This window comes from Aeromonas sp. R2-2, assembly GCF_040908355.1.
Classification (GTDB): Bacteria; Pseudomonadota; Gammaproteobacteria; order Enterobacterales; family Aeromonadaceae; genus Aeromonas; species Aeromonas veronii.
On sequence record NZ_JBFODQ010000007.1, the window covers coordinates 1 to 20136 of the forward strand.

A 20136-nucleotide genomic window follows, 5' to 3' on the forward strand; every position below is an offset into this window, starting at 1 on the left:
GGTTGCGTCAGCTTTTCTGGATATCCAGCCGGATAGGGCCGACCGGTTTGCAGCAGCAGGGGAGACACTCCCCTTGGGCGACAAATGCCAGCGGCACCGTAGGATAGTGCACCTTGCCAGCCATCAGCGGAGTGCGGCAAGCGCCGCAATAGCCGCTGCGACACTGGAACTCCACATGATGACCATGGCGCTCCAGGGTCTCCAACACGCTTTCGCCGGGATGGGCGTGCAGCACGGCACCATCCCGGGTATGTACCCGTGGTGCCACGACCGCTTGCTGTTCGGCAGGCGCGTGCGGGGCAGGGGTCAGCGTGTTGGTGGCGTCACTCACAGCTCGAAATCACCCAGGTCGTCGGCATTGACTTCGCTGTCGATCTGACCTACCAGATAGGAGCTGACCTCTACCTCTTGCGGTGCGACCTGCACGTTGTCGGATGACAGCCAGGTGTTGATCCAGGGGATCGGGTTCTGCTTGGTGCCGGCAAAGGCTGGCTGCAGGCCGACTGCGCTCATGCGCAAGTTGGTGATGTACTCCACGTATTGGCAGAGGATGTCCTTGTTCAGGCCGATCATGGAGCCGTCCTGGAACAGGTATTCGGCCCACTCTTTCTCCTGAATGGCCGCTTCCTTGAAGATCTCGAAGCAGGCCTGTTCGCATTCGGCGGCGATCTCGGCCATCTCCGGGTCATCCTGGCCGGTGCGCATCAGGTTCAGCATGTGTTGGGTGCCGGTGAGGTGCAGCGCTTCGTCGCGGGCGATCATCTTGATGATCTTGGCGTTGCCTTCCATCAGTTCACGCTCGGCGAAGGCAAAGGAGCAGGCGAAGCTGACGTAGAAGCGAATTGCTTCCAGCGCGTTGACGCTCATCAGGCACAGATAGAGCTTCTTCTTGAGCTCGCGCAAGGTGATGGTCACTTCGCGGCCAGCGACGGTGTGGGTCCCTTCACCATGCAGGTTGTAGAGGGCGGTCGCTTCGATCAGGTCGTCGTAGAAGTGGCTGATGGAGCCGGCGCGCTTCAAGATCTGCTCGTTGGTCACGATGTCGTCGAACACCTGGGCGGGGGTGTTGACGATATTGCGGATGATATGGGTGTAGGAGCGAGAGTGGATGGTCTCGGAGAAGGCCCAGGTCTCAATCCAGGTTTCCAGCTCCGGAATGGAGACCAGCGGCAGCAGGGCCACGTTGGGGCTGCGGCCCTGAATGGAGTCCAGCAGGGTCTGGTACTTCAGGTTGGAGATGAAGATGTGCTGCTCGTGGGGCGGCAGGGCCTGATAGTCGATGCGATCACGGGAGACATCCACCTCTTCCGGGCGCCAGAAGAAGGAGAGCTGCTTCTCGATCAGCCGCTCGAACACTTCGTGCTTTTGTTGATCATAACGGGCTACGTTGACCGATTGGCCAAAAAACATCGGCTCTTTGAGCTGGTCGTTTTGGGTTTGGCAGAAAGTTGAATAGGCCATGGTTACCAGAATATGTGAATAGAGAAAACAGGAGAGCGGGAGCTTGTCGCTCCCGCCCGGTTATCAGTTCTTGCCGTGACTTAGATTTTGCAAGCCCCGCCAGCGCAACCGTCATCTTGCAGATCGGTCTGGGCATCGTCTGCACCATCACGGGTGTTGTGATAGTACAGGGTCTTGAGGCCGTATTTGTAGGCGGTCAGCAAGTCCTTGAGCAGTTGTTTCATCGGGACCTTGTTGCCTTCGAAACGGGCTGGGTCGTAGTTGGTGTTGGCGGAGATCGCCTGATCCACAAACTTCTGCATGATACCGACCAGCTGCAGGTAGCCGTCAACGCTCGGTTGCTTCCAGAGCAATTCGTATTGATCTTTCAGGCGATCATACTCGGGCACCACCTGTTTGAGAATGCCGTCTTTGGAGGCCTTGACCGACACCAGGCCGCGCGGCGGCTCGATGCCGTTGGTGGCGTTGGAGATCTGGCTGGAGGTCTCGCTCGGCATCAGGGCGGTCAGGGTGGAGTTGCGCAAGCCCACGGACTTGATCTCTTCACGCAGACTTTCCCAATCCAGATGCAGCGGCTCGTTGCACAGCGCATCCAGATCCTTCTTGTAGGTGTCGATGGGCAGGATGCCCTGGGCATAAGTGGTCTCGCCAAACAGCGGGCAGGGGCCGAACTCGCGGGCCAGCTGCACGGAGGCTTTCAGCAGGTAGTACTGGATGGCCTCGAAGGTGCGGTGAGTCAGCGCCAGACCAGAGCCGTCAGAGTAGCGGGCACCGTTTTTGGCCAGGTAGTAGGCGTAGTTGATGACGCCGATCCCCAGGGTGCGACGACCCATGCTGCCCTTCTTGGCGGCGGCAATCGGGTAGTCCTGATAGTCGAGCAGGGCATCGAGGGCACGCACGGCCAGATCGGCCATCTCTTCCAGATCTTCCAGCTTCTCGATGGCACCGAGGTTGAAGGCGGAGAGGGTGCACAGGGCGATTTCGCCACTCTCGTCGTCGATGTTGTTGAGCGGCTTGGTCGGCAGCGCAATTTCGAGGCAGAGGTTGGACTGGCGCACCGGCGCCACGCTCGGGTCGAACGGGCTGTGGGTGTTGCAGTGATCCACGTTCTGGATGTAGATGCGACCGGTACCGGCACGCTCCTGCATCATCAGGGAGAAGAGGTCTACCGCTTTCAGGGTCTTCTTGCGAATGGCCGGATCCTGCTCGTACTTGACGTAGAGCTCTTCGAACTTGTCCTGATCGGCGAAGAAGGCATCGTACAGACCCGGCGCATCAGACGGGGAGAACAGAGTGATGTCACCGCCCTTGATGAGGCGCTGGTACATCAGCTTGTTGATCTGCACGCCGTAGTCCATGTGACGAACACGGTTCTCTTCCACGCCGCGGTTGTTCTTCAGCACCAGCAGGCTTTCCACTTCGGTGTGCCACAGCGGGTAGAACAGGGTAGCCGCACCGCCGCGCACGCCGCCCTGGGAGCAGCACTTCACGGCGGTCTGGAAGTATTTGTAGAAGGGGATGCAACCGGTGTGGAACGCTTCGCCGCCACGGATGGGGCTGCCCAGACCGCGGATGCGACCGGCGTTGATGCCGATACCGGCGCGCTGGGAAACGTAACGCACGATGGAGCTGGCGGTGGCGTTGATGGAGTCCAGGCTGTCGTCGCACTCGATCAGTACGCAGGAGCTGAACTGACGGGTCGGGGTGCGCACGCCGCTCATGATTGGGGTCGGCAGGGAGATCTTGAAGGTCGAGACCGCATCATAGAAGCGCTTGATGTAGTCCAGACGGGTATCTTTCGGGTACTTGGAGAAGAGGCAGGCCGCTACCAGGATGTAGAGGAACTGCGGGCTCTCGTAGATCTCGCCGGTGACGCGGTTCTGGACCAGATACTTGCCTTCCAGCTGCTTGACCGCCGCGTAGGAGAAATCCATGTCGCGCCAGTGATCCAGATGGGTGTTCAGCTCTTCGAATTCAGCCTGGGTGTAGTCTTCCAGCAGGTGTTTGTCGTACTTGCCCATGTCCACCAGACGAGCCACGTGCTGGTAGAGGTGGGGCGGTTCGAACTGGCCGTAGGCCTTCTTGCGCAGGTGGAAGATGGCCAGACGGGCGGCCATGTACTGGTAGTCCGGGGTCTGCTCGGAGATGAGGTCAGCCGTCGCCTTGATGATGGTTTCGTGAATGTCTGCGGTACGGATACCGTCATAGAACTGGATGTGGGACTTGAGTTCCACCTGAGAGACCGACACGTTGTCCAGACCCTCGGCGGCCCAGTCCAGCACGCGGTGAATTTTATCCAGATCGATGGGTTCTTTGTGTCCGTTACGCTTCGTCACAAACAAGTTCATTGGCTGATGACCTTCAGTTGATTCCCGAAAAACCATCGCACAATGGTGCCACCCAGGCCCCGGCGATATGCGGGAGTTGGGTAGAGATTGTGCGATGAATCACAAGATGTAGTGTTATTTTAAGTTCGAGCTACAAGATAGTGAGGTCAGCCCGCCATTGCAATGTGTGGATAAGTGATGAGCTGTGGATAAATTGTGAGTCTTGCCCCATCAGTTAGTGACCGCTCACAGTGAGCGGGTTTTCATTCGTCCGCTCCGCTAAATGCAAGTCTCCCGATCGAAGATGGAAAATTTAAATAACTTTTTTTGCTTGCGAAACGGGGGGCTTTTTACTAGCAAACGGCGGCTGATTATCCCTTATGCAACAAGGGTCAAAAGCTGTCCAGTTGTCGCAGCCGCGGGCTCGGCGTGGCAAGGGCTTTGCATCAGATGAGGGTGGTTTGTGGCCGCTTTGTGACGGCTGCGAGCTTGTCAAATGGGTATCCAACAGGCAGAAAGCTGCCTTTATTATCCATGAATAGACGAGTGATGGTGGCGCAGGACGCAGGAGCGTAAAGGAAGAGATGCAAGGGGCGGAGAGTCTCTTCGCCCCGTTTTCGTATATCAGCCGGTAAGGCTGCGCGTTACGCTTTGGCCTTCAGCTCATAGCGCAGCCAGTGGTGCAGGGCCTGCACGGTATCAAACTGCAGATCGGCGCCCCACTGGGCGGGATCTTCCTCATCATTGAGATAGCCCCAGCCAGCGACCGCGGTGCGCATGCCAGCATTGCGGCCCGCTTCGATATCCCGCACATGATCCCCCACATAGAGGCAGTGAGCTGCTTCGACCCCCAGCTTCTCACAAGCAAAGAACATGGGGGCGGGGTCGGGCTTTCGTACCGGCAGGGTATCGGCACTGACAGTGACGCCGCAGCTGGCAAGCTGTGGCAGGGCTGCCAGCAGCGGCTCGGTGAGAAAGCCCGGCTTGTTGGTGACGATGCCCCATGGGAGCTGTTTCTCGTCGAGCCACTCGATAAGATCCACCATTCCCTCATAGGGACGGGTACCGACGCAGAGATTGGCCGCGTAGTAGTCGAGCAGGGCATTGCGCAGGCGGGTGGCCCCCAGCTCCTCAAGCAGTTCGTCGCCGAGGCCCGCTTTCAGCAGCCCGAGCGCCCCGTGGGAGGTGGTCTGACGAATGATGTCGTCAGAGAGCGGCGCAAAGCCTTCGCTGATCAGCACGTGGTTGACGGCGGCACCCAGATCCGGGGCTGTGTCGAGCAGGGTGCCATCCAGATCGAACAGCACACCGCGCAGGGGAAGAGGGCGAGAGGCGCTCATCAGCCGTGCTCCGGGCGGTCAAACTCCACCATATAGTTGACGTCGACATTTTTGCCGAGCTTGAACTGGTTGGTGAGCGGGGCGTAGTGGACGCCGCTCATATCCCGCACCAGCAGGCCAGCTGCTTCACCCATGCGACACAGTTCGGCCGGGGTGATGAATTTTTTGTGATCGTGGGTACCCTTGGGCACCATCTTCATCAGGTATTCGGCCCCGATGATCATCATCAGATAGGATTTGGGGTTGCGGTTGATGGTGGAGACGAACACCCGGCCCCCCGGGCGCACCAGGGTAGCGATGGCGCGCAGCACGGAGGCGGGGTCCGGCACATGCTCCAGCATCTCCATGCAGGTGACCACGTCATACTGGCCCGGCACTTCGGCGGCATGGGCTTCGGCAGTGATCTGGCGGTACTCGAGCTCAACACCCTGCTCCAGAGCGTGCAGGCGGGCGACGCCGAGGGGCTCCTTGCCCATGTCGATGCCGGTTACCCTGGCACCACGGCGGGCCATGCTCTCGGAGAGGATGCCGCCACCGCAGCCGATATCGAGAATGCGCTTGCCAAACAGTCCGCCACTTTTGTCGGTGATCCAGTCAAGGCGTACCGGATTGATTTGATGCAGGGGTTTGAATTCACCTTCCATGTCCCACCAGCGGGAGGCGATGGCTTCAAACTTGGCGATTTCTGTCAGATCGACATTGGCATCACTGTTCATTTTTCGAAGATCCTGTGGCAGGGCGCCCGCTTCTGAGTCATGGGCGCAATCTATTGTCCTGGCGGGCATTATAACGGACGGACTTTGTCACACCAGCCCGATCTGATACCCGATTTGTGGCTTAAGGTATTTGGCTCAGTGTGTTACCATGTCGCGCTGTTTAAGCCAAAGAACAACTAATTAGGGATAAGGCTTTCTATGAGCGATCTGGCCAGAGAGATCACGCCGGTCAACATCGAAGAAGAGCTCAAGAGTTCCTATCTTGATTACGCCATGAGCGTGATCGTAGGACGAGCTCTGCCGGATGTGCGTGATGGCTTGAAACCGGTTCACCGCCGCGTTCTGTTTGCTATGAACGAGTTGGGGAACGACTGGAACAAGCCCTATAAAAAATCGGCCCGTGTGGTCGGTGACGTAATCGGTAAATATCACCCGCACGGCGATGTCGCTGTGTATGACACCATTGTCCGGATGGCGCAGGATTTCTCCATGCGTTACATGCTGGTCGATGGTCAGGGCAACTTCGGTTCAGTCGACGGCGACAGCGCCGCGGCGATGCGTTATACCGAAGTGCGGATGGCCCGCATCTCCCACGAGCTGCTGGCCGATCTGGACAAAGAGACCGTGGACTGGGTGCCGAACTATGACGGCACCGAGATGATCCCGGCGGTCATGCCTACCAAGGTTCCCAACCTGCTGGTCAACGGCTCCTCCGGTATCGCGGTGGGCATGGCGACCAACATTCCGCCTCACAACCTCACCGAGATTGTCAATGGCTGCCTGGCGCTGATCGAAAACGGCGACCTCACCATTGACGAGCTGATGACCTACATCACCGGCCCGGATTTCCCCACCGGCGGCATTATCAACGGTCGTTCCGGCATCGTGCAGGCGTACCGTACCGGTCGTGGCTCCATCTATGTGCGGGCCAAGGCTGAAGTGGAAGTGGACGAGAAGACCAGTCGCGAGACCATCATCGTTCACGAGATCCCCTATCAGGTGAACAAGGCTCGACTGATCGAGAAGATCGCCGAGCTGGTCAAAGAGAAGAAGATCGAGGGCATCAGTGCCCTGCGCGATGAGTCTGACAAAGACGGCATGCGCATCGTTATCGAGATCAAGCGCGGCGAGTCCGGCGAGATTGTGCTGAACAATCTCTACAAGCACACCCAGATGCAGACCACGTTCGGCATCAACATGGTGGCGCTCGATAACAACCAGCCCAAGGTGATGAACCTTAAAGAGATCCTGGATGCGTTCCTGCTGCACCGCCGTGAAGTGGTGACTCGCCGGACCGTGTTCGAACTGCGCAAGGCGCGGGATCGGGCGCACATTTTGGAAGGTCTGGCGGTTGCGCTGGCCAACATTGATCCCATCATCGAGCTGATCCGCCACAGCGCGACCCCGGCCGACGCGAAAGCGGGCCTGGTTGCCAAGGGCTGGGAACTCGGCAACGTGGCCGCCATGCTGGAAAAAGCGGGCGACGATGCGGCACGGCCAGAGTGGCTGGAGCCGGAGTTCGGTATCCGTGAAGGTCAATACTTCCTGACCGAACAGCAAGCCCAGGCCATCCTTGACCTGCGTCTGCACAAGCTGACTGGCCTCGAGCACGAGAAGATCCTGGAAGAGTACCAGTCTCTGCTGGATCTGATTGCCGAGTTGCTGCACATCCTGGCGAGCCCGGCTCGTCTGATGGAAGTGATCCGCGATGAACTGCTGGCCGTGCGTGAGCAGTATGGCGACGAGCGTCGCACCGAGATCAGCATGTCCAGTGCCGAGATCAACATCGAAGATCTGATCACCCCGGAAGACGTGGTGGTTACCCTGTCTCACCAGGGCTATGTGAAGTATCAGCCGCTCTCCGACTACGAGGCCCAGCGCCGCGGCGGTCGTGGCAAGTCGGCCACCCGGATCAAGGAAGAGGACTTTGTGGAGCGTCTGCTGGTGGCCAACACCCACGACACCATTTTGTGCTTCTCCACCCGTGGCAAGGTCTACTGGCTCAAGGTTTACCAGCTGCCGGAGGCGTCCCGTGGCGCCCGTGGTCGTCCGATCATCAACCTGCTGCCGCTGGAAGAGGGTGAGCGTATCACCGCTATCCTGCCGGTGAAGGAGTATGACGCCGAGAAGTATGTGTTCTTCGCCACCGCCAACGGTACCGTGAAGAAGACCAGCCTCTCTGACTTCAGCCGTCCGCTCTCCTCCGGTATCCGTGCCATCAACCTCAAAGAGGGCGATGAGCTGATCGGGGTGGATATCACCGACGGCAGCAACGAGATCATGCTCTTCTCCGACGCGGGCAAAGTCGTTCGCTTCGCCGAAGGCAGCGGTCGCGCCGATGCCGATGTCAGCGATGACGTTGAAACTGACGACGATGCTGGCAATGACGATGATGGCAGCGACAACGGTGAAGGCACCGGAAGCAAGGGTACCTTCAAGGGCGTGCGTCCCATGGGTCGTACCGCGGCCGGTGTCCGTGGCATCAAGCTGGGTGCCGGTGACAAGGTGGTTTCCCTCATCGTTCCGCGCGGCGAAGGTGCCATCCTCACCGCCACCGAGAACGGTTACGGCAAGCGGACTGCGTTGGCCGAATACCCGACCAAGAGCCGTGGTACCCAGGGCGTTATCTCCATCAAGGTGGATGAGCGTAATGGCAAGGTGATCGATGCGATCCAGGTCGAAGATACCGACCAGATCATGCTGATCACCAACGGCGGTACTCTGGTGCGTACCCGTGTTGCCGAGGTGAGCGTCATTGGCCGTAACACCGGCGGTGTACGTCTGATCCGTACCGGTGAAGACGAGACCGTGGTTGGCCTGCAGCGCATCGCCGAGAGCGACGAAGACGAGAACGACGCGCTGGCCGTTGACGGTGAGGTATCTGAAGGTACCGATACCGCGACCGACACTGATGCAGTCGATGCAGGGGAAGCGGGCGACGAGTAATCGTCACCTGTTAACCGAGCAACGTCTTTGAGCAAAAAGAGCGACCCTGGTGGTCGCTCTTTTTATTTATCTGCTTTTTATGACAGGCAGCTGAAAGTCGGGCAGGGGGCTAGCCTGATCACTCCTGCAGCCACATTCTGGCGCTGCGGGCAGGAATGGCGACCCGTACCCACTGGCTCTGCACGTTGACTACGGCCCCTTGGTCGAGCACGTCCCGATAGTTGCGATACCAGTTCATCTCGAACCTGGCGGTATCGAGCCAGTACTCCTGCTCATAGTCGCACTTGTTGATGCCGACCAGCCCCTGTTTGCCCCGTTTGAACAGCACGAAGCAGTCGCCACTGCCGACCAGCTGCATGGGCTGGCCCTGCACCGCATTGTGGAAGCGGATCATCCCCTTGAGATCGGCGCGCTGGTAGTAATCCTGCCAGCGCAGTCCATCCTTGGCCTGGGTCTCGCCGTGATCCGAATAGACCAGTGGCGAGCCACCATCGCGGCCGAGCAGGTAGGCATAGGCCAGCTTCTCGTCAGTCTGGCTTAAGATCTGATAGCGGAAGCCGTCGTTGGTGGGGATGTCGTGGGTCACGGCAAAGGTGACGGCGCGATTGCCCGGTAGCGCCTGACCATAGGCGCCCGGATCCGCCAGCAGGTTCATGCTGCCACCGTAACTGAACGCACCACGCAGGGAGGCAAATAGCGGAAAGTCATAGGCTCCCTGGCCGCTGCTGTCGAGGTAGGGTTTGAGGAAGCGCTCGTAATCGGTGCTGCCTGCCCCTCCTGTGGTGATCACCTCGCCAAACACGTGCATCCCCTGTTTGATCTCGGGGGTGAACACAGCATTGATCTGGTAATCGCTCATGTGTTTGACCGCATCGACCCGAAAACCCTTGATCCCCATCCCCTTGAGCGCCTTGAGATAGGCCTGTTGCTGGCTGACCACCCAGTTGTTGGGATCCAGATCCGGCAGCCCCTTGTCACCGGCACCACCACAGAGTCGCCAATACTGGACATGACCCGGATCGCTCCAGTCGCTAATGCACCCTTCGGGATGAAAATCCTGACCGGAGAGGAAGTTTTGCCCGAGATCGCCAAACAGTTTCTGGCGCTCGAAATAGGCCGGGTTGCTGGCGTAGCTTTGCAGCAGCTCGTTGCCGGGATAGTTGAGATCGCTGCGTTTCCAGCTTTCGTTGGCCATGTGGTTGAGCACCACATCGGCATAGACGGCGATACCTCGCGCCTTCATGGCGGCGATCAGCTGCTCGAGATCCTGCTTGTTGCCAAGGGGGGAATCGACAAGGCGCAGATCCTGCGGTTGGTAACGGGCCCACCATTCGTTGCCGGAGGACTTGAGAGGTGGTGAGATGAGTACCTGTTTGTAACCGGCCGACTTGATAAGGTCGGCTTTGGCGGTCACTTCACTGTACTTCCAGTTGAAGGCGTGCAGTATGACGTCGGCGTGCGCCAAGGGGGCGATCAGCATGCCTGCGATCGCCCATATTCCCGCTGTGTGTTTCATTATTGTGTCCCTGTTTTTATAGATGCCTGAATGGGCAACCCAGCTTTGGCGGGAACAGAGTGAGCTACAATCCACAACCTGCAGATTTGTGACCGCTTTCAGAGTGATTTCGCCGAATATGTGAACTGTTTCGGCTTTTCCTCGCCACCGCCAGTTGCCTTTTTACAAGTGATTTTTTTGTCATTTCCCTGTCATTCCCAGCCGCTATCCTGCCAGGCGAGTGGTGCGTTGCTGCCATCACCTTCACCGTCAGGAGCTGCATATGACCAGTTGGATCACATGGGAAATTTGGTGGAGCCGGGTATGGGGCGAGTCAGAGGTGCCGCAGTATGAAGAGGATGAGCACGAAGTGGCTCATGAACCCTCGCGACTTCCGGTTGAAATGGTGCAACAGGGTCGGGATCAGCGCGCAGGCTAAGGCGTTAGCCCTCTCTTTACCGGATAGCGCGATCCTTACGTGACATGGCTACTTCGTTGGAAAATCCTGAAAAGCGGGGTTTCCACAGGATGTGTTGCGGCAGGCCTTCCTCTCAACCTCTTGGCACGCCTGATGTGTGAAGGGCGTGAGCAGGGGAATTAGAAGAGCGACAGCTGCTCCCCGGGGCGGATAAACCCATCCAGCCTGAGCTGAATATGGCGTTTGCCCAGATCAAGGCGCTTGCTGATAAGGCGAAAGCGCTGGGCCAGCAGATCGGCAAAGAGCCCCTCACCGCGCATGCGGGTGCCGAAGGCGGTACTGTTGAGCCCGCCACCGCGGCTGGCTCGCAACTGATTTAAAATAGCTTCCTTCTGGCCCAGGTAGTGGGTATCGAGCCAGTCCCCAAATAGCGGCGCCAGTTCGTGGGGTAACCGCAGCAGGATGTAATCGGCGCAGCTGGCGCCTGCCTCGGCAGCCGATTTGATGATCTGCTCCAGCTCCGGCTCATTGAGCCGCGGGATCATGGGGGCGGCCAATACCCCCACCTGTACACCAGCGTTGGCCAGCTTCTCGATCACTTTCAAGCGGCCGGTGCCCGTGCTGGCGCGGGGTTCAAGCTGTCGGCGCAGGGTTTCGTTCAAGGTCGTCACCGATACCATCACCTGACACAGTCCCTCTCTGGCCAGCTCGGTCAACAGATCGAGGTCGCGCAAGATCATGGCGCTCTTGGTAATGAGCCCGACCGGATGGCGGTGGGCCAGCATCACTTCCAGCAACTGCCGGGTGAGGCGATAGCGCTGCTCGATGGGTTGATAGGGGTCGGTATTGGCGCCAATGAAGATGGTCTGTGGCTGATAGGCTGGTTTGGCAAACTCCCGGCGCAGCAGGTCGGCTGCATTGCGTTTGGCAAACAGTTTGCTCTCGAAATCGAGGCCGGGGGAGAGCTCCAGATAGGCGTGGCTGGGTCTGGCATAGCAGTAGATGCAGCCGTGTTCGCACCCCTGATAGGGGTTGATGGAGCGACCAAAGGGGACATCCGGCGAGCTGTTGTAGCTGATGATGCTGCGTGCATCGATCTCCCGCACCTCGGTGCCAGGCACAGAAGAAGTGAAAGCGGCATCCCAATCGGACGATTGCCAGCCATCATCGACCGCTTCGACAAGGGGGCCGCTAAAACGGTGATCGATATTGTGGGGGCTGCCTCGTCCTGCCATGGTGCGCACCTACACTGTTTATACATACAGTTATTTTGCAGGTGCCCCGGATAAATGACAACTACTGCTGAGCGACCGGGTGCAAAAAGGGTTGTTGCAGGGATCTCTTGCTTGATTGCGGCGCTACATTTCGTTTACATAGACGAAATGAGAACTGGATCACGGAAATCATCATGAGTCCCACCACTTCCCGTTGGCTATTTATCGGTCTGATTGCGCTGGTTATCTGGCGTCTGCTTCCGCTCTCCACCGAGCAGGAGATGGCTGCTGCCAACCGTGCCTGGCGTACCGGTCATTTCGATGAGGCGACCCGGATCTGGTCGCCACTGGCCGATCAAGGCCAACCTCGGGCGCAAGCCTTGATGGGCTGGAGCCATGAAGTGGGGCAGGGGAGCGAGCAGGATATCCATCAGGCCATCAGCCTCTATCACCAGTCGGCGCTGGCAGGGGATCCCTTCGGCCAATATCGGCTGGCAGAGCTCTATCTGCGCGGTGTTGGGGTCAAGCGAGATCTGCGCCAAGCCTTTCACTGGATGGATCAGGCAGCCCGCAATGGTGATGTCCCGGCCATGCTGAAAGTCGGCGTCCTTCATCTGATGGGGGTCAGCGGCAGGGTCGATCTGCCTCAGGCGAAACAGTGGCTCTATCAGGCGGCACAAAAGGGCAACAAGCTGGCGCTTCAGGTGCTGCAAGAGCTGGCGCTGGCCGAGGAGGGGAGCAGTGACTTTGACTTCAACTGGCAATCCCTGCTTGGTGAATAGTCGGCAGGCGACTCATTTGACTGTAGAAAATATCTGCAAATCCGATACAGCACGCCCGACTTCTGGTAGCATGGGACCGTTTTGGCTTGGTTTGTCACGTTAGACATGTGGTTTACGTGTCAGGCCGTCTTCGCAAAGTGCTGTGGAGAACCAGAACATCACCTTTTTGAATCTCTTTTCCATCCCGCATGTGACCTTTGGTAGGGGTCACCACTGTATAAGGAAACACATAATGCCAATCATTACTCTGCCTGACGGCAGCCAACGTCAATTTGCCCACTCTGTTTCCGTCATGGATGTGGCTGCGGACATCGGTCCCGGTCTCGCCAAGGCGTGCATTGCCGGTCGGGTAAACGGTGAACTGGTAGATGCGTGCGAGCTGATCGAAGCCGATGCTGCGCTGGCCATCATCACCGCCAAAGACGAAGAAGGTCTGGACATCCTGCGCCACTCCTGCGCCCACTTGCTGGGTCATGCTATCAAGCAACTCTGGCCCCAGACCAAGATGGCCATCGGTCCTGTCATCGACAACGGCTTCTACTATGACGTTGATCTTGACCGTACCCTGACCGATGAAGATCTGGCTGCCCTGGAAGAGCGCATGCTGGCGCTGGTAGCCAAGGATTACGACGTCATCAAGAAGAAAGTCTCCTGGCAAGAAGCGCGCGATGTATTCGAGGCGCGCGGCGAGTCTTACAAAGTCGAAATCCTGGATCAGAACATTGCCCGTGATGACCAGCCAGGTCTCTATCATCACGAAGAGTACATCGACATGTGTCGCGGCCCGCACGTGCCCAACATGCGTCACTGCCACCACTTCAAGTTGCTGAAGATGTCCGGCGCCTACTGGCGTGGCGACTCCAACAACAAGATGCTGCAGCGTATCTACGGTACCGCCTGGGCTGACAAGAAGCAGCTCAAGGCCTATCTGCAGCGCCTGGAAGAGGCCGCCAAGCGCGACCACCGCAAGATCGGCAAGCAGCTCGACCTGTATCACATGCAGGAAGAAGCACCCGGTATGGTGTTCTGGCACAACGATGGCTGGACCATCTTCCGTGAGCTGGAAACCTTTATCCGCGGCAAGCTCAAAGAGTACGACTATCAGGAAGTGAAAGGTCCGTTCATGATGGACCGCGTTCTGTGGGAGCGTTCAGGTCACTGGGAGAAATACGCCCAGGCCATGTTCACTACCCAGTCCGAAAACCGCGAGTACGCCATCAAGCCGATGAACTGCCCGGGTCACGTCCAGATCTTCAACCAGGGTCTGAAGTCCTACCGCGATCTGCCGCTGCGTATGGCCGAGTTTGGTTCCTGCCACCGCAACGAGCCGTCCGGTTCCCTGCACGGTCTGATGCGGGTGCGCGGTTTCACTCAGGATGACGCTCACATCTTCTGTACCGAAGAGCAGATCATGGAAGAGGTCTCCGGCTGTATTCGTATGGTCTATGACGTCTACGGTACCTTTGGCTTCGAGAACATCGTGGTCAAGCTCTCCACTCGTCCCGAGCAGCGTATCGGCTCCGATGAGATGTGGGATCGCGCCGAGAAAGCCTTGGCCGAAGCGCTGGAGCTCAACGGTCTGAAGTACGATCTGCAGCCGGGTGAAGGGGCGTTCTACGGTCCCAAAATTGAATTTACCCTGCACGATTGCCTTGATCGTGCGTGGCAATGTGGTACCGTGCAGCTCGACTTTGCCCTGCCTGGTCGTCTGGGTGCCACTTATGTGGGCGAAAACAACGATCGCCATGTACCTGTGATGATCCACCGGGCCATCCTGGGTTCTATCGAGCGCTTCATCGGTATTCTGACTGAAGAGTACGCCGGTCTGTTCCCGACCTGGTTGGCACCGACTCAGGCTGTGGTCATGAATATCACGGACAATCAGGCCGATTATGCGGTGAAAGTAGCCAAAGCATTGAATGATGCGGGCCTTCGCGCAAAAGCGGACTTGAGAAATGAGAAGATTGGCTTTAAAATCCGCGAGCATACTTTGAAGCGAGTACCTTTCATGCTGGTCTGCGGCGATAAAGAAGTTGAAGCCGGTAAGATTGCAGTACGGACTCGTAAAGGGGCTGACCTGGGCACTTATCCTGTTGAAGAGTTCATCGCTCTGTTGACCCAGGAAGTTCAGACCCGCGGACAAAAGAAAGTGGAGGAATAAGCTATAAAAGGCGGAAAAAAACTGGGCAAGCAACCGCAAGCCCGCGCTCACCGGATCAATGAAGAGATCCGTCTGAAAGAAGTTCGTCTGACTGGTCTGGATGGTGAAGCCATTGGCATCACATCCATTCAGGATGCTCTGAACTTGGCCGCAGAGGCCGGAGTTGATCTGGTAGAGATCAGTCCAAATGCTGAGCCGCCCGTTTGCCGGATCATGGATTACGGCAAATTCCTCTACGAAAAGAGCAAAACAACCAAAGAACAGAAGAAAAAGCAGAAAGTCGTCCAGGTTAAGGAAATTAAATTCCGTCCTGGCACTGACGAAGGCGACTATCAGGTAAAACTACGCAACCTGGTTCGCTTTCTGGAAGACGGGGACAAGGCTAAGGTCACCCTGCGCTTCCGTGGTCGTGAAATGGCCCATCAGGATCTTGGTATCAAGGTTCTGGAGCGCGTCAAGAACGATCTGGAAGAGTTGGCCGTAGTCGAGTCGTTCCCGAAAGTCGAAGGCCGTCAAGCTGTGATGGTCCTCGCACCTAAGAAGAAATCTTAAGGCCCACAAGAAATTGACTCATGGGGCCTGCCCCATGAGTTAGTTCGCCTTGCGATTTTGTTGTCACTCACAATGCGGAGTATGAAATGCCGAAGATGAAAACCAACCGGGGTGCTGCAAAGCGCTTCAAAAAAACTGGCTCGGGTCGCTTCAAGTGCAAGCACAACCACCTGCGTCACATCCTGACCAAGAAGAGCAGCAAGCGTAAGCGTCAGCTGGGACCGAAATTCATGGTTTCTGCTGCCGACCACAAACGTGTTGTCGCTTGTCTGCCGTACGCATAAGGGGGGATGTGAAAAATGCCAAGAGTTAAACGTGGTGTGACTGCTCGAGCTCGTCACAAGAAAGTAATGAAAGCCGCCAAAGGTTACTACGGCGCCCGTTCCCGTGTTTACCGCGTAGCGGTACAAGCGGTAACCAAAGCTGGTCAGTATGCCTACCGTGACCGTCGCCAGAAAAAGCGTCAGTTCCGTCAGCTGTGGATTGCGCGTATCAACGCTGCAGCCCGTCAGAACGGTCTGTCCTACAGCCGTCTGATCAACGGTCTGAAGAAGGCTTCTATCGAGATCGATCGCAAGATCCTGTCCGATATCGCCGTTCACGACAAAATGGCTTTCACCGCCCTGGTTGAAAAAGCTAAAGCAGCTCTGGTTTAATCCAGTTCTGTTATAAACGCTAAAAGGAGGCTCAGGCCTCCTTTTTTGTATCTGTCATTTGCGGTTTTACATTACTTTTCCCTTTGTCCCATCCATATTCTGTCCACTGTTTTACACGCGCTACAGTTTTCTCCACACAAGGTGATATGTGCGAGATGACCTGTTTTACAAATGGCTTATATGCCAACAAACTAGATGTTTGTTCCACTATTTAAGGAGTGACGGTGAACCGATGAGACTCGCTTGATATAACAAAATGATTTGTAGGGATAAAAGCCCACCTTAACTATGGTCAGCGAAGGGGCTTTTTTTGTATTATTCCCCTCTTGACCTTATTTAGCCTAAAGGCTCCTGTACCGGGAGTGGTGACGAGGAAGACATGCAACAGCTTGAAGAAGTAGTCGGCCAAGCCAGAGCCGAAATTGAGGGCGTGAGCGATATCGCTACCCTCGACGAAATCCGGGTCAAATATCTGGGTAAAAAGGGCTTTTTTACCGAGCAGATGAAGGGCCTGGGTGCCTTGTCTGCCGAAGAGCGTCCCGCCGCGGGCGCCGTGATCAACCAGGCCAAACAGCAGGTTCAGGATGCGCTGAACGAGCGTCGTGAAGCGCTCGAAGTCGCCGTGCTGAACCAGAAGCTGGCTGCCGAGACCATCGACGTCAGCCTGCCGGGTCGCCGCATCGAGAATGGCGGTCTGCATCCTGTAACCCGCACCATCGAGCGCATCGAGCGCCTGTTTGGCGAGATGGGCTTCAAGGTTGCCCGTGGTCCCGAGATTGAAGATGGCTTCCACAACTTCGATGCGCTGAACATTCCGGCTCATCACCCGGCGCGTACCGATCACGATACCTTCTACTTCAATCCTGATCTGATGCTGCGTACCCACACCTCGGGCGTGCAGATCCGTACCATGGAGCATCAGCAGCCGCCGATCCGCATCATTGCACCGGGCCGCGTCTATCGTAACGACTACGACATGACCCACACCCCGATGTTCCATCAGGTTGAAGGTCTACTGGTTGACGAGCATGCCAGCTTTACCGAGCTGAAGGGCATTCTGCACGACTTCCTGCGTAACTACTTCGAGGAAGACCTGACCATTCGCTTCCGTCCTTCCTACTTCCCGTTCACCGAGCCGAGCGCCGAAGTCGACGTGATGGGCAAGAACGGCAAGTGGCTGGAAGTGCTGGGCTGCGGCATGGTGCACCCGAACGTGCTGCGTTCGGTCGGTATCGATCCGGAAAAATACTCCGGCTTTGCCTTCGGCATGGGCGTTGAGCGCCTGACCATGCTGCGTTACGGGGTCAACGACCTGCGTGCCTTCTTCGAAAACGACCTGCGCTTCCTCAAGCAGTTCAAGTAAGGGCGAGAGAACATGAAATTCAGTAAATCCTGGGTGATGGAGTGGGTCCGCACCGAGTTGAGTGACAACGCACTGGCCGAGCAGATCACCATGGCCGGTCTGGAAGTGGACGCCGTGGAAGCGGTTGCCGGCCAGTTCAACAATGTGGTGGTGGGTGAAGTGGTCGAGTGCGCCCAGCATCCGGACGCCGACAAGCTGCGGGTGACCAAGGTCAACGTGGGTGAAGCCGAGCTGCTGGACATCGTCTGCGGTGCACCGAACTGCCGTCAGGGCTTGAAAGTATGTGTGGCCAAAGTAGGGGCGACCCTGCCGGGTGATTTCACCATCAAGAAAGCCAAGCTGCGCGGCCAGCCGTCCCACGGTATGCTCTGCTCTTTCAGCGAGCTGGGTATCGACGTTGAAGCTGATGGCATCATTGAGCTGCCGGCCAATGCCCCCATCGGTACCGATATTCGCGACTACCTCAATCTGAACGACGTCTCCATCGACGTGGATCTGACTCCGAACCGTGCCGATTGCCTCGGTATCGCCGGTCTGGCCCGCGAGATTGGCGTGCTCAACAGCGTGGACGTGGTCGAGCCGACCTGGGCACCAGCTGTTGCCACCATTGATGCAACTTTCCCGATCCGGGTTGAAGCAACCGCCGATTGCCCCCGGTATCTGGGGCGCGTCATCAAGGGGCTGAACCTGCAGGCCCAGAGCCCGCTCTGGATGCAAGAGAAGCTGCGTCGGGGCGGCATTCGTTCCATCGACGCCATCGTCGACATCACCAACTACCTGCTGCTGGAATACGGTCAGCCGATGCACGCCTTCGATCTGGCTACCCTGGAAGGGGAACTGGTGGTGCGTCGTGCCCACGCCGATGAGCCGATGACCCTGCTCGACGGCAACGAAGTGAAGCTCAAAGAGACCACGTTGGTGATTGCCGATGCCAAAGGTCCTGCCTGCATGGCCGGTATCTTCGGTGGCAATCGCACCGGTGTATCCGAGACCACTACCGACATCCTGTTGGAGTGCGCCTTCTTCGCGCCGCTCTCCATCACCGGCCGTGCTCGCGCTTACGGTTTGCACACTGACTCTTCCCACCGCTTCGAGCGTGGGGTGGATCCGGAGTTACAAGCCAAGGTGATGGACAGAGCCACCCGTCTGCTGCTGGATATCTGCGGCGGCGAAGCCGGTCCGGTCATCGAGGTCAAATCCGATGCCCATCTGCCGAAAGCAGCCCCCATCAAGCTGCGTCGCAGCAAGCTAGACAAGGTGATCGGTATCAGCGTGGCGGATGCTCAGGTGGTCGAGATCCTGACCCGCCTTGGCATGCAAGTCACTGTGGATGCTGACGGTTGGACTGCGCTGGCCCCCTCCTGGCGTTTCGATATCGCCATCGAGGAAGACCTCATCGAGGAAGTGGCCCGCATCTACGGCTACAACAATATCCCGAACCTCAAACCCGCCGCCTCTCTGGCGATGGTGGAGCAGGCAGAAGGGCAGGTGACCCTGAAGCGCGTGCGCGACCTGCTGGTTGACCGCGGCTTCCAGGAAGCGATCACCTACAGCTTCGTCGATCCCAAAACCCAGCAAACCCTGTTCCCGCAGAGCGATGCCATCGTACTGCCGAACCCGATCTCGGTCGAGATGTCCGCCATGCGTGTCTCTCTGTTCCCGGGTCTGGTGCAGGCCGTCGTTTACAACCAGAACCGTCAGCAGCCGCGTGTGCGTCTGTTCGAGCAGGGTCTGCGTTTCATCAAGGATGAAAGCGCCGAGAACGGTATCCGTCAGGAGCCGATGCTGGCCGGTATCATCACTGGCAACCAGAGCGACGAGCACTGGGACATCAAAACCCGTGCAGCCGACTTCTTTGATTTGAAAGGGGATCTGGAAGCAGTGCTGGACTTGACCGCCGAAGGGGCCACCTTTACCTTCGAGCGCACCGAGCACAGCGCCCTGCATCCGGGCCAGAGCGCAGCCATTCTGCGTAATGGCGAGATCATCGGCCACATCGGCGTGATCCACCCGAGCCTCGAGAAGAAGCTGGGCCTCAAGAGCCGCGCGGTGATGTTTGAGCTGGAGCTGGACAAGCTGACCCCGGCCAAGGTGCCTGTGGCTGCCGAAGTTTCCAAGTTCCCGGCGAACCGTCGCGACATCGCCGTGGTGGTCGATCGTCAGGTTCTGGCAGGTGATGTGCTTGCGGTAATTAAAAAAGTTGGCGGAAATCAGGTAGTTGGAATAAACTTGTTTGACGTATACCAGGGTGCTGGTATGGCAGAGGACAAGAAGAGCCTGGCCATCAGTCTTGTATTGCAAGACACCCAGCGCACCCTGGAGGAGAAAGAGATTGCCGAGACCGTAGACAATGTCGTGCGGGCCCTTGGTGAAGAGTTGAATGCATCCTTGAGGGATTGATCTATGGCGCTTACCAAAGCCGACATTGCAGAGCACCTGTTCACCCAGCTCGGGATGAGCAAGCGTGAAGCCAAAGATATGGTGGAAGCCTTCTTTGAGGAAATCCGACAGGCGCTTGAGCGTGGTGAACAAGTCAAGATTTCAGGCTTCGGTAACTTTGACCTTCGTGAGAAGAATCAGCGTCCCGGACGCAACCCCAAGACGGGCGAGGATATTCCGATCAGCGCCCGCCGCGTGGTGACCTTCCGGCCTGGCCAGAAGCTCAAGGCCAGGGTAGAAAATGTTGAACCCAACGAGTGATAAAA

General features: G+C 57.6%; 17 protein-coding genes. 10 read left to right on the forward strand and 7 right to left on the reverse strand.

What is annotated here, in order from left to right; all coding sequences use genetic code 11:
- Window positions 1-7: 7 nt before the first annotated feature.
- The 5 genes from yfaE to ubiG all read right to left on the reverse strand — a co-directional run bounded on the left by yfaE (window position 8) and on the right by ubiG (window position 5844).
- Window positions 8-331: a class I ribonucleotide reductase maintenance protein YfaE gene (yfaE, locus tag AB5Z09_RS01315; protein WP_368194466.1), complete on the reverse strand. Its 324-nt coding sequence runs from the start codon at window positions 329-331 to the stop codon at window positions 8-10.
- Window positions 328-1461, reverse strand: coding sequence for a class Ia ribonucleoside-diphosphate reductase subunit beta (nrdB, locus tag AB5Z09_RS01320; protein ID WP_005336708.1), 1134 nt, complete (start codon window positions 1459-1461; stop codon window positions 328-330). Before nrdB ends, yfaE begins: the two co-directional genes overlap by 4 nt.
- Before the next feature lie 80 nt (window positions 1462-1541).
- Window positions 1542-3809, reverse strand: coding sequence for a class 1a ribonucleoside-diphosphate reductase subunit alpha (gene nrdA / locus AB5Z09_RS01325; RefSeq protein WP_005352124.1), 2268 nt, complete (start codon window positions 3807-3809; stop codon window positions 1542-1544).
- A 623-nt stretch (window positions 3810-4432) separates the two neighbouring features.
- A complete protein-coding gene (locus AB5Z09_RS01330; protein WP_245096664.1) occupies window positions 4433-5128 on the reverse strand; it encodes an HAD family hydrolase in 696 nt (231 codons plus the stop codon).
- Window positions 5128-5844 carry a bifunctional 2-polyprenyl-6-hydroxyphenol methylase/3-demethylubiquinol 3-O-methyltransferase UbiG gene (ubiG, locus tag AB5Z09_RS01335; protein WP_368194467.1) on the reverse strand — a complete coding sequence of 239 codons (717 nt, stop codon included), beginning with the start codon at window positions 5842-5844 and terminating at the stop codon, window positions 5128-5130. The genes AB5Z09_RS01330 and ubiG overlap by 1 nt, the downstream gene beginning before the upstream one ends.
- Before the next feature lie 198 nt (window positions 5845-6042).
- Here ubiG and gyrA point away from each other — a divergent pair, with 198 nt between their 5' ends.
- Complete coding sequence (gyrA, locus tag AB5Z09_RS01340) at window positions 6043-8790, forward strand: DNA topoisomerase (ATP-hydrolyzing) subunit A (RefSeq protein WP_368194468.1); 2748 nt, start codon at window positions 6043-6045, stop codon at window positions 8788-8790.
- 118 nt (window positions 8791-8908) lie between these two features.
- On the opposite strand, the gene AB5Z09_RS01345 is transcribed toward gyrA, so the two are convergent.
- On the reverse strand, window positions 8909-10306 hold the full coding sequence (locus AB5Z09_RS01345; RefSeq protein ID WP_368194469.1) for an alpha-amylase family protein: 1398 nt from the start codon (window positions 10304-10306) through the stop codon (window positions 8909-8911).
- Window positions 10307-10568: 262 nt separating this feature from the next.
- Here AB5Z09_RS01345 and AB5Z09_RS01350 point away from each other — a divergent pair, with 262 nt between their 5' ends.
- Window positions 10569-10724: a hypothetical protein gene (locus tag AB5Z09_RS01350; protein WP_005336695.1), complete on the forward strand. Its 156-nt coding sequence runs from the start codon at window positions 10569-10571 to the stop codon at window positions 10722-10724.
- Window positions 10725-10882: 158 nt separating this feature from the next.
- On the opposite strand, the gene AB5Z09_RS01355 is transcribed toward AB5Z09_RS01350, so the two are convergent.
- A complete protein-coding gene (locus AB5Z09_RS01355) occupies window positions 10883-11938 on the reverse strand; it encodes a PA0069 family radical SAM protein (RefSeq protein WP_323892158.1) in 1056 nt (351 codons plus the stop codon).
- A 173-nt stretch (window positions 11939-12111) separates the two neighbouring features.
- Here AB5Z09_RS01355 and AB5Z09_RS01360 point away from each other — a divergent pair, with 173 nt between their 5' ends.
- The 8 genes from AB5Z09_RS01360 to ihfA all read left to right on the forward strand — a co-directional run bounded on the left by AB5Z09_RS01360 (window position 12112) and on the right by ihfA (window position 20131).
- Window positions 12112-12699 (forward strand): tetratricopeptide repeat protein, encoded by a 588-nt coding sequence (locus AB5Z09_RS01360; RefSeq protein ID WP_368194470.1) that lies wholly within the window; start codon window positions 12112-12114, stop codon window positions 12697-12699.
- 232 nt (window positions 12700-12931) lie between these two features.
- Window positions 12932-14860, forward strand: coding sequence for a threonine--tRNA ligase (gene thrS, locus AB5Z09_RS01365; protein WP_005336690.1), 1929 nt, complete (start codon window positions 12932-12934; stop codon window positions 14858-14860).
- 21 nt (window positions 14861-14881) lie between these two features.
- A complete protein-coding gene (infC, locus tag AB5Z09_RS01370) occupies window positions 14882-15412 on the forward strand; it encodes a translation initiation factor IF-3 (protein ID WP_196783562.1) in 531 nt (176 codons plus the stop codon).
- Between the two features lie 86 nt (window positions 15413-15498).
- Window positions 15499-15696: a 50S ribosomal protein L35 gene (gene rpmI, locus AB5Z09_RS01375; protein ID WP_005336688.1), complete on the forward strand. Its 198-nt coding sequence runs from the start codon at window positions 15499-15501 to the stop codon at window positions 15694-15696.
- Window positions 15697-15711: 15 nt separating this feature from the next.
- A complete protein-coding gene (rplT, locus tag AB5Z09_RS01380; RefSeq protein ID WP_005336687.1) occupies window positions 15712-16068 on the forward strand; it encodes a 50S ribosomal protein L20 in 357 nt (118 codons plus the stop codon).
- 379 nt (window positions 16069-16447) lie between these two features.
- Window positions 16448-17431, forward strand: coding sequence for a phenylalanine--tRNA ligase subunit alpha (gene pheS / locus AB5Z09_RS01385; RefSeq protein WP_005336686.1), 984 nt, complete (start codon window positions 16448-16450; stop codon window positions 17429-17431).
- A gap of 12 nt (window positions 17432-17443) precedes the next feature.
- Complete coding sequence (pheT, locus tag AB5Z09_RS01390; RefSeq protein ID WP_236767547.1) at window positions 17444-19831, forward strand: phenylalanine--tRNA ligase subunit beta; 2388 nt, start codon at window positions 17444-17446, stop codon at window positions 19829-19831.
- Window positions 19832-19834: 3 nt separating this feature from the next.
- Complete coding sequence (gene ihfA, locus AB5Z09_RS01395) at window positions 19835-20131, forward strand: integration host factor subunit alpha (RefSeq protein WP_005300715.1); 297 nt, start codon at window positions 19835-19837, stop codon at window positions 20129-20131.
- The last annotated feature ends 5 nt before the right edge of the window (window positions 20132-20136 follow it).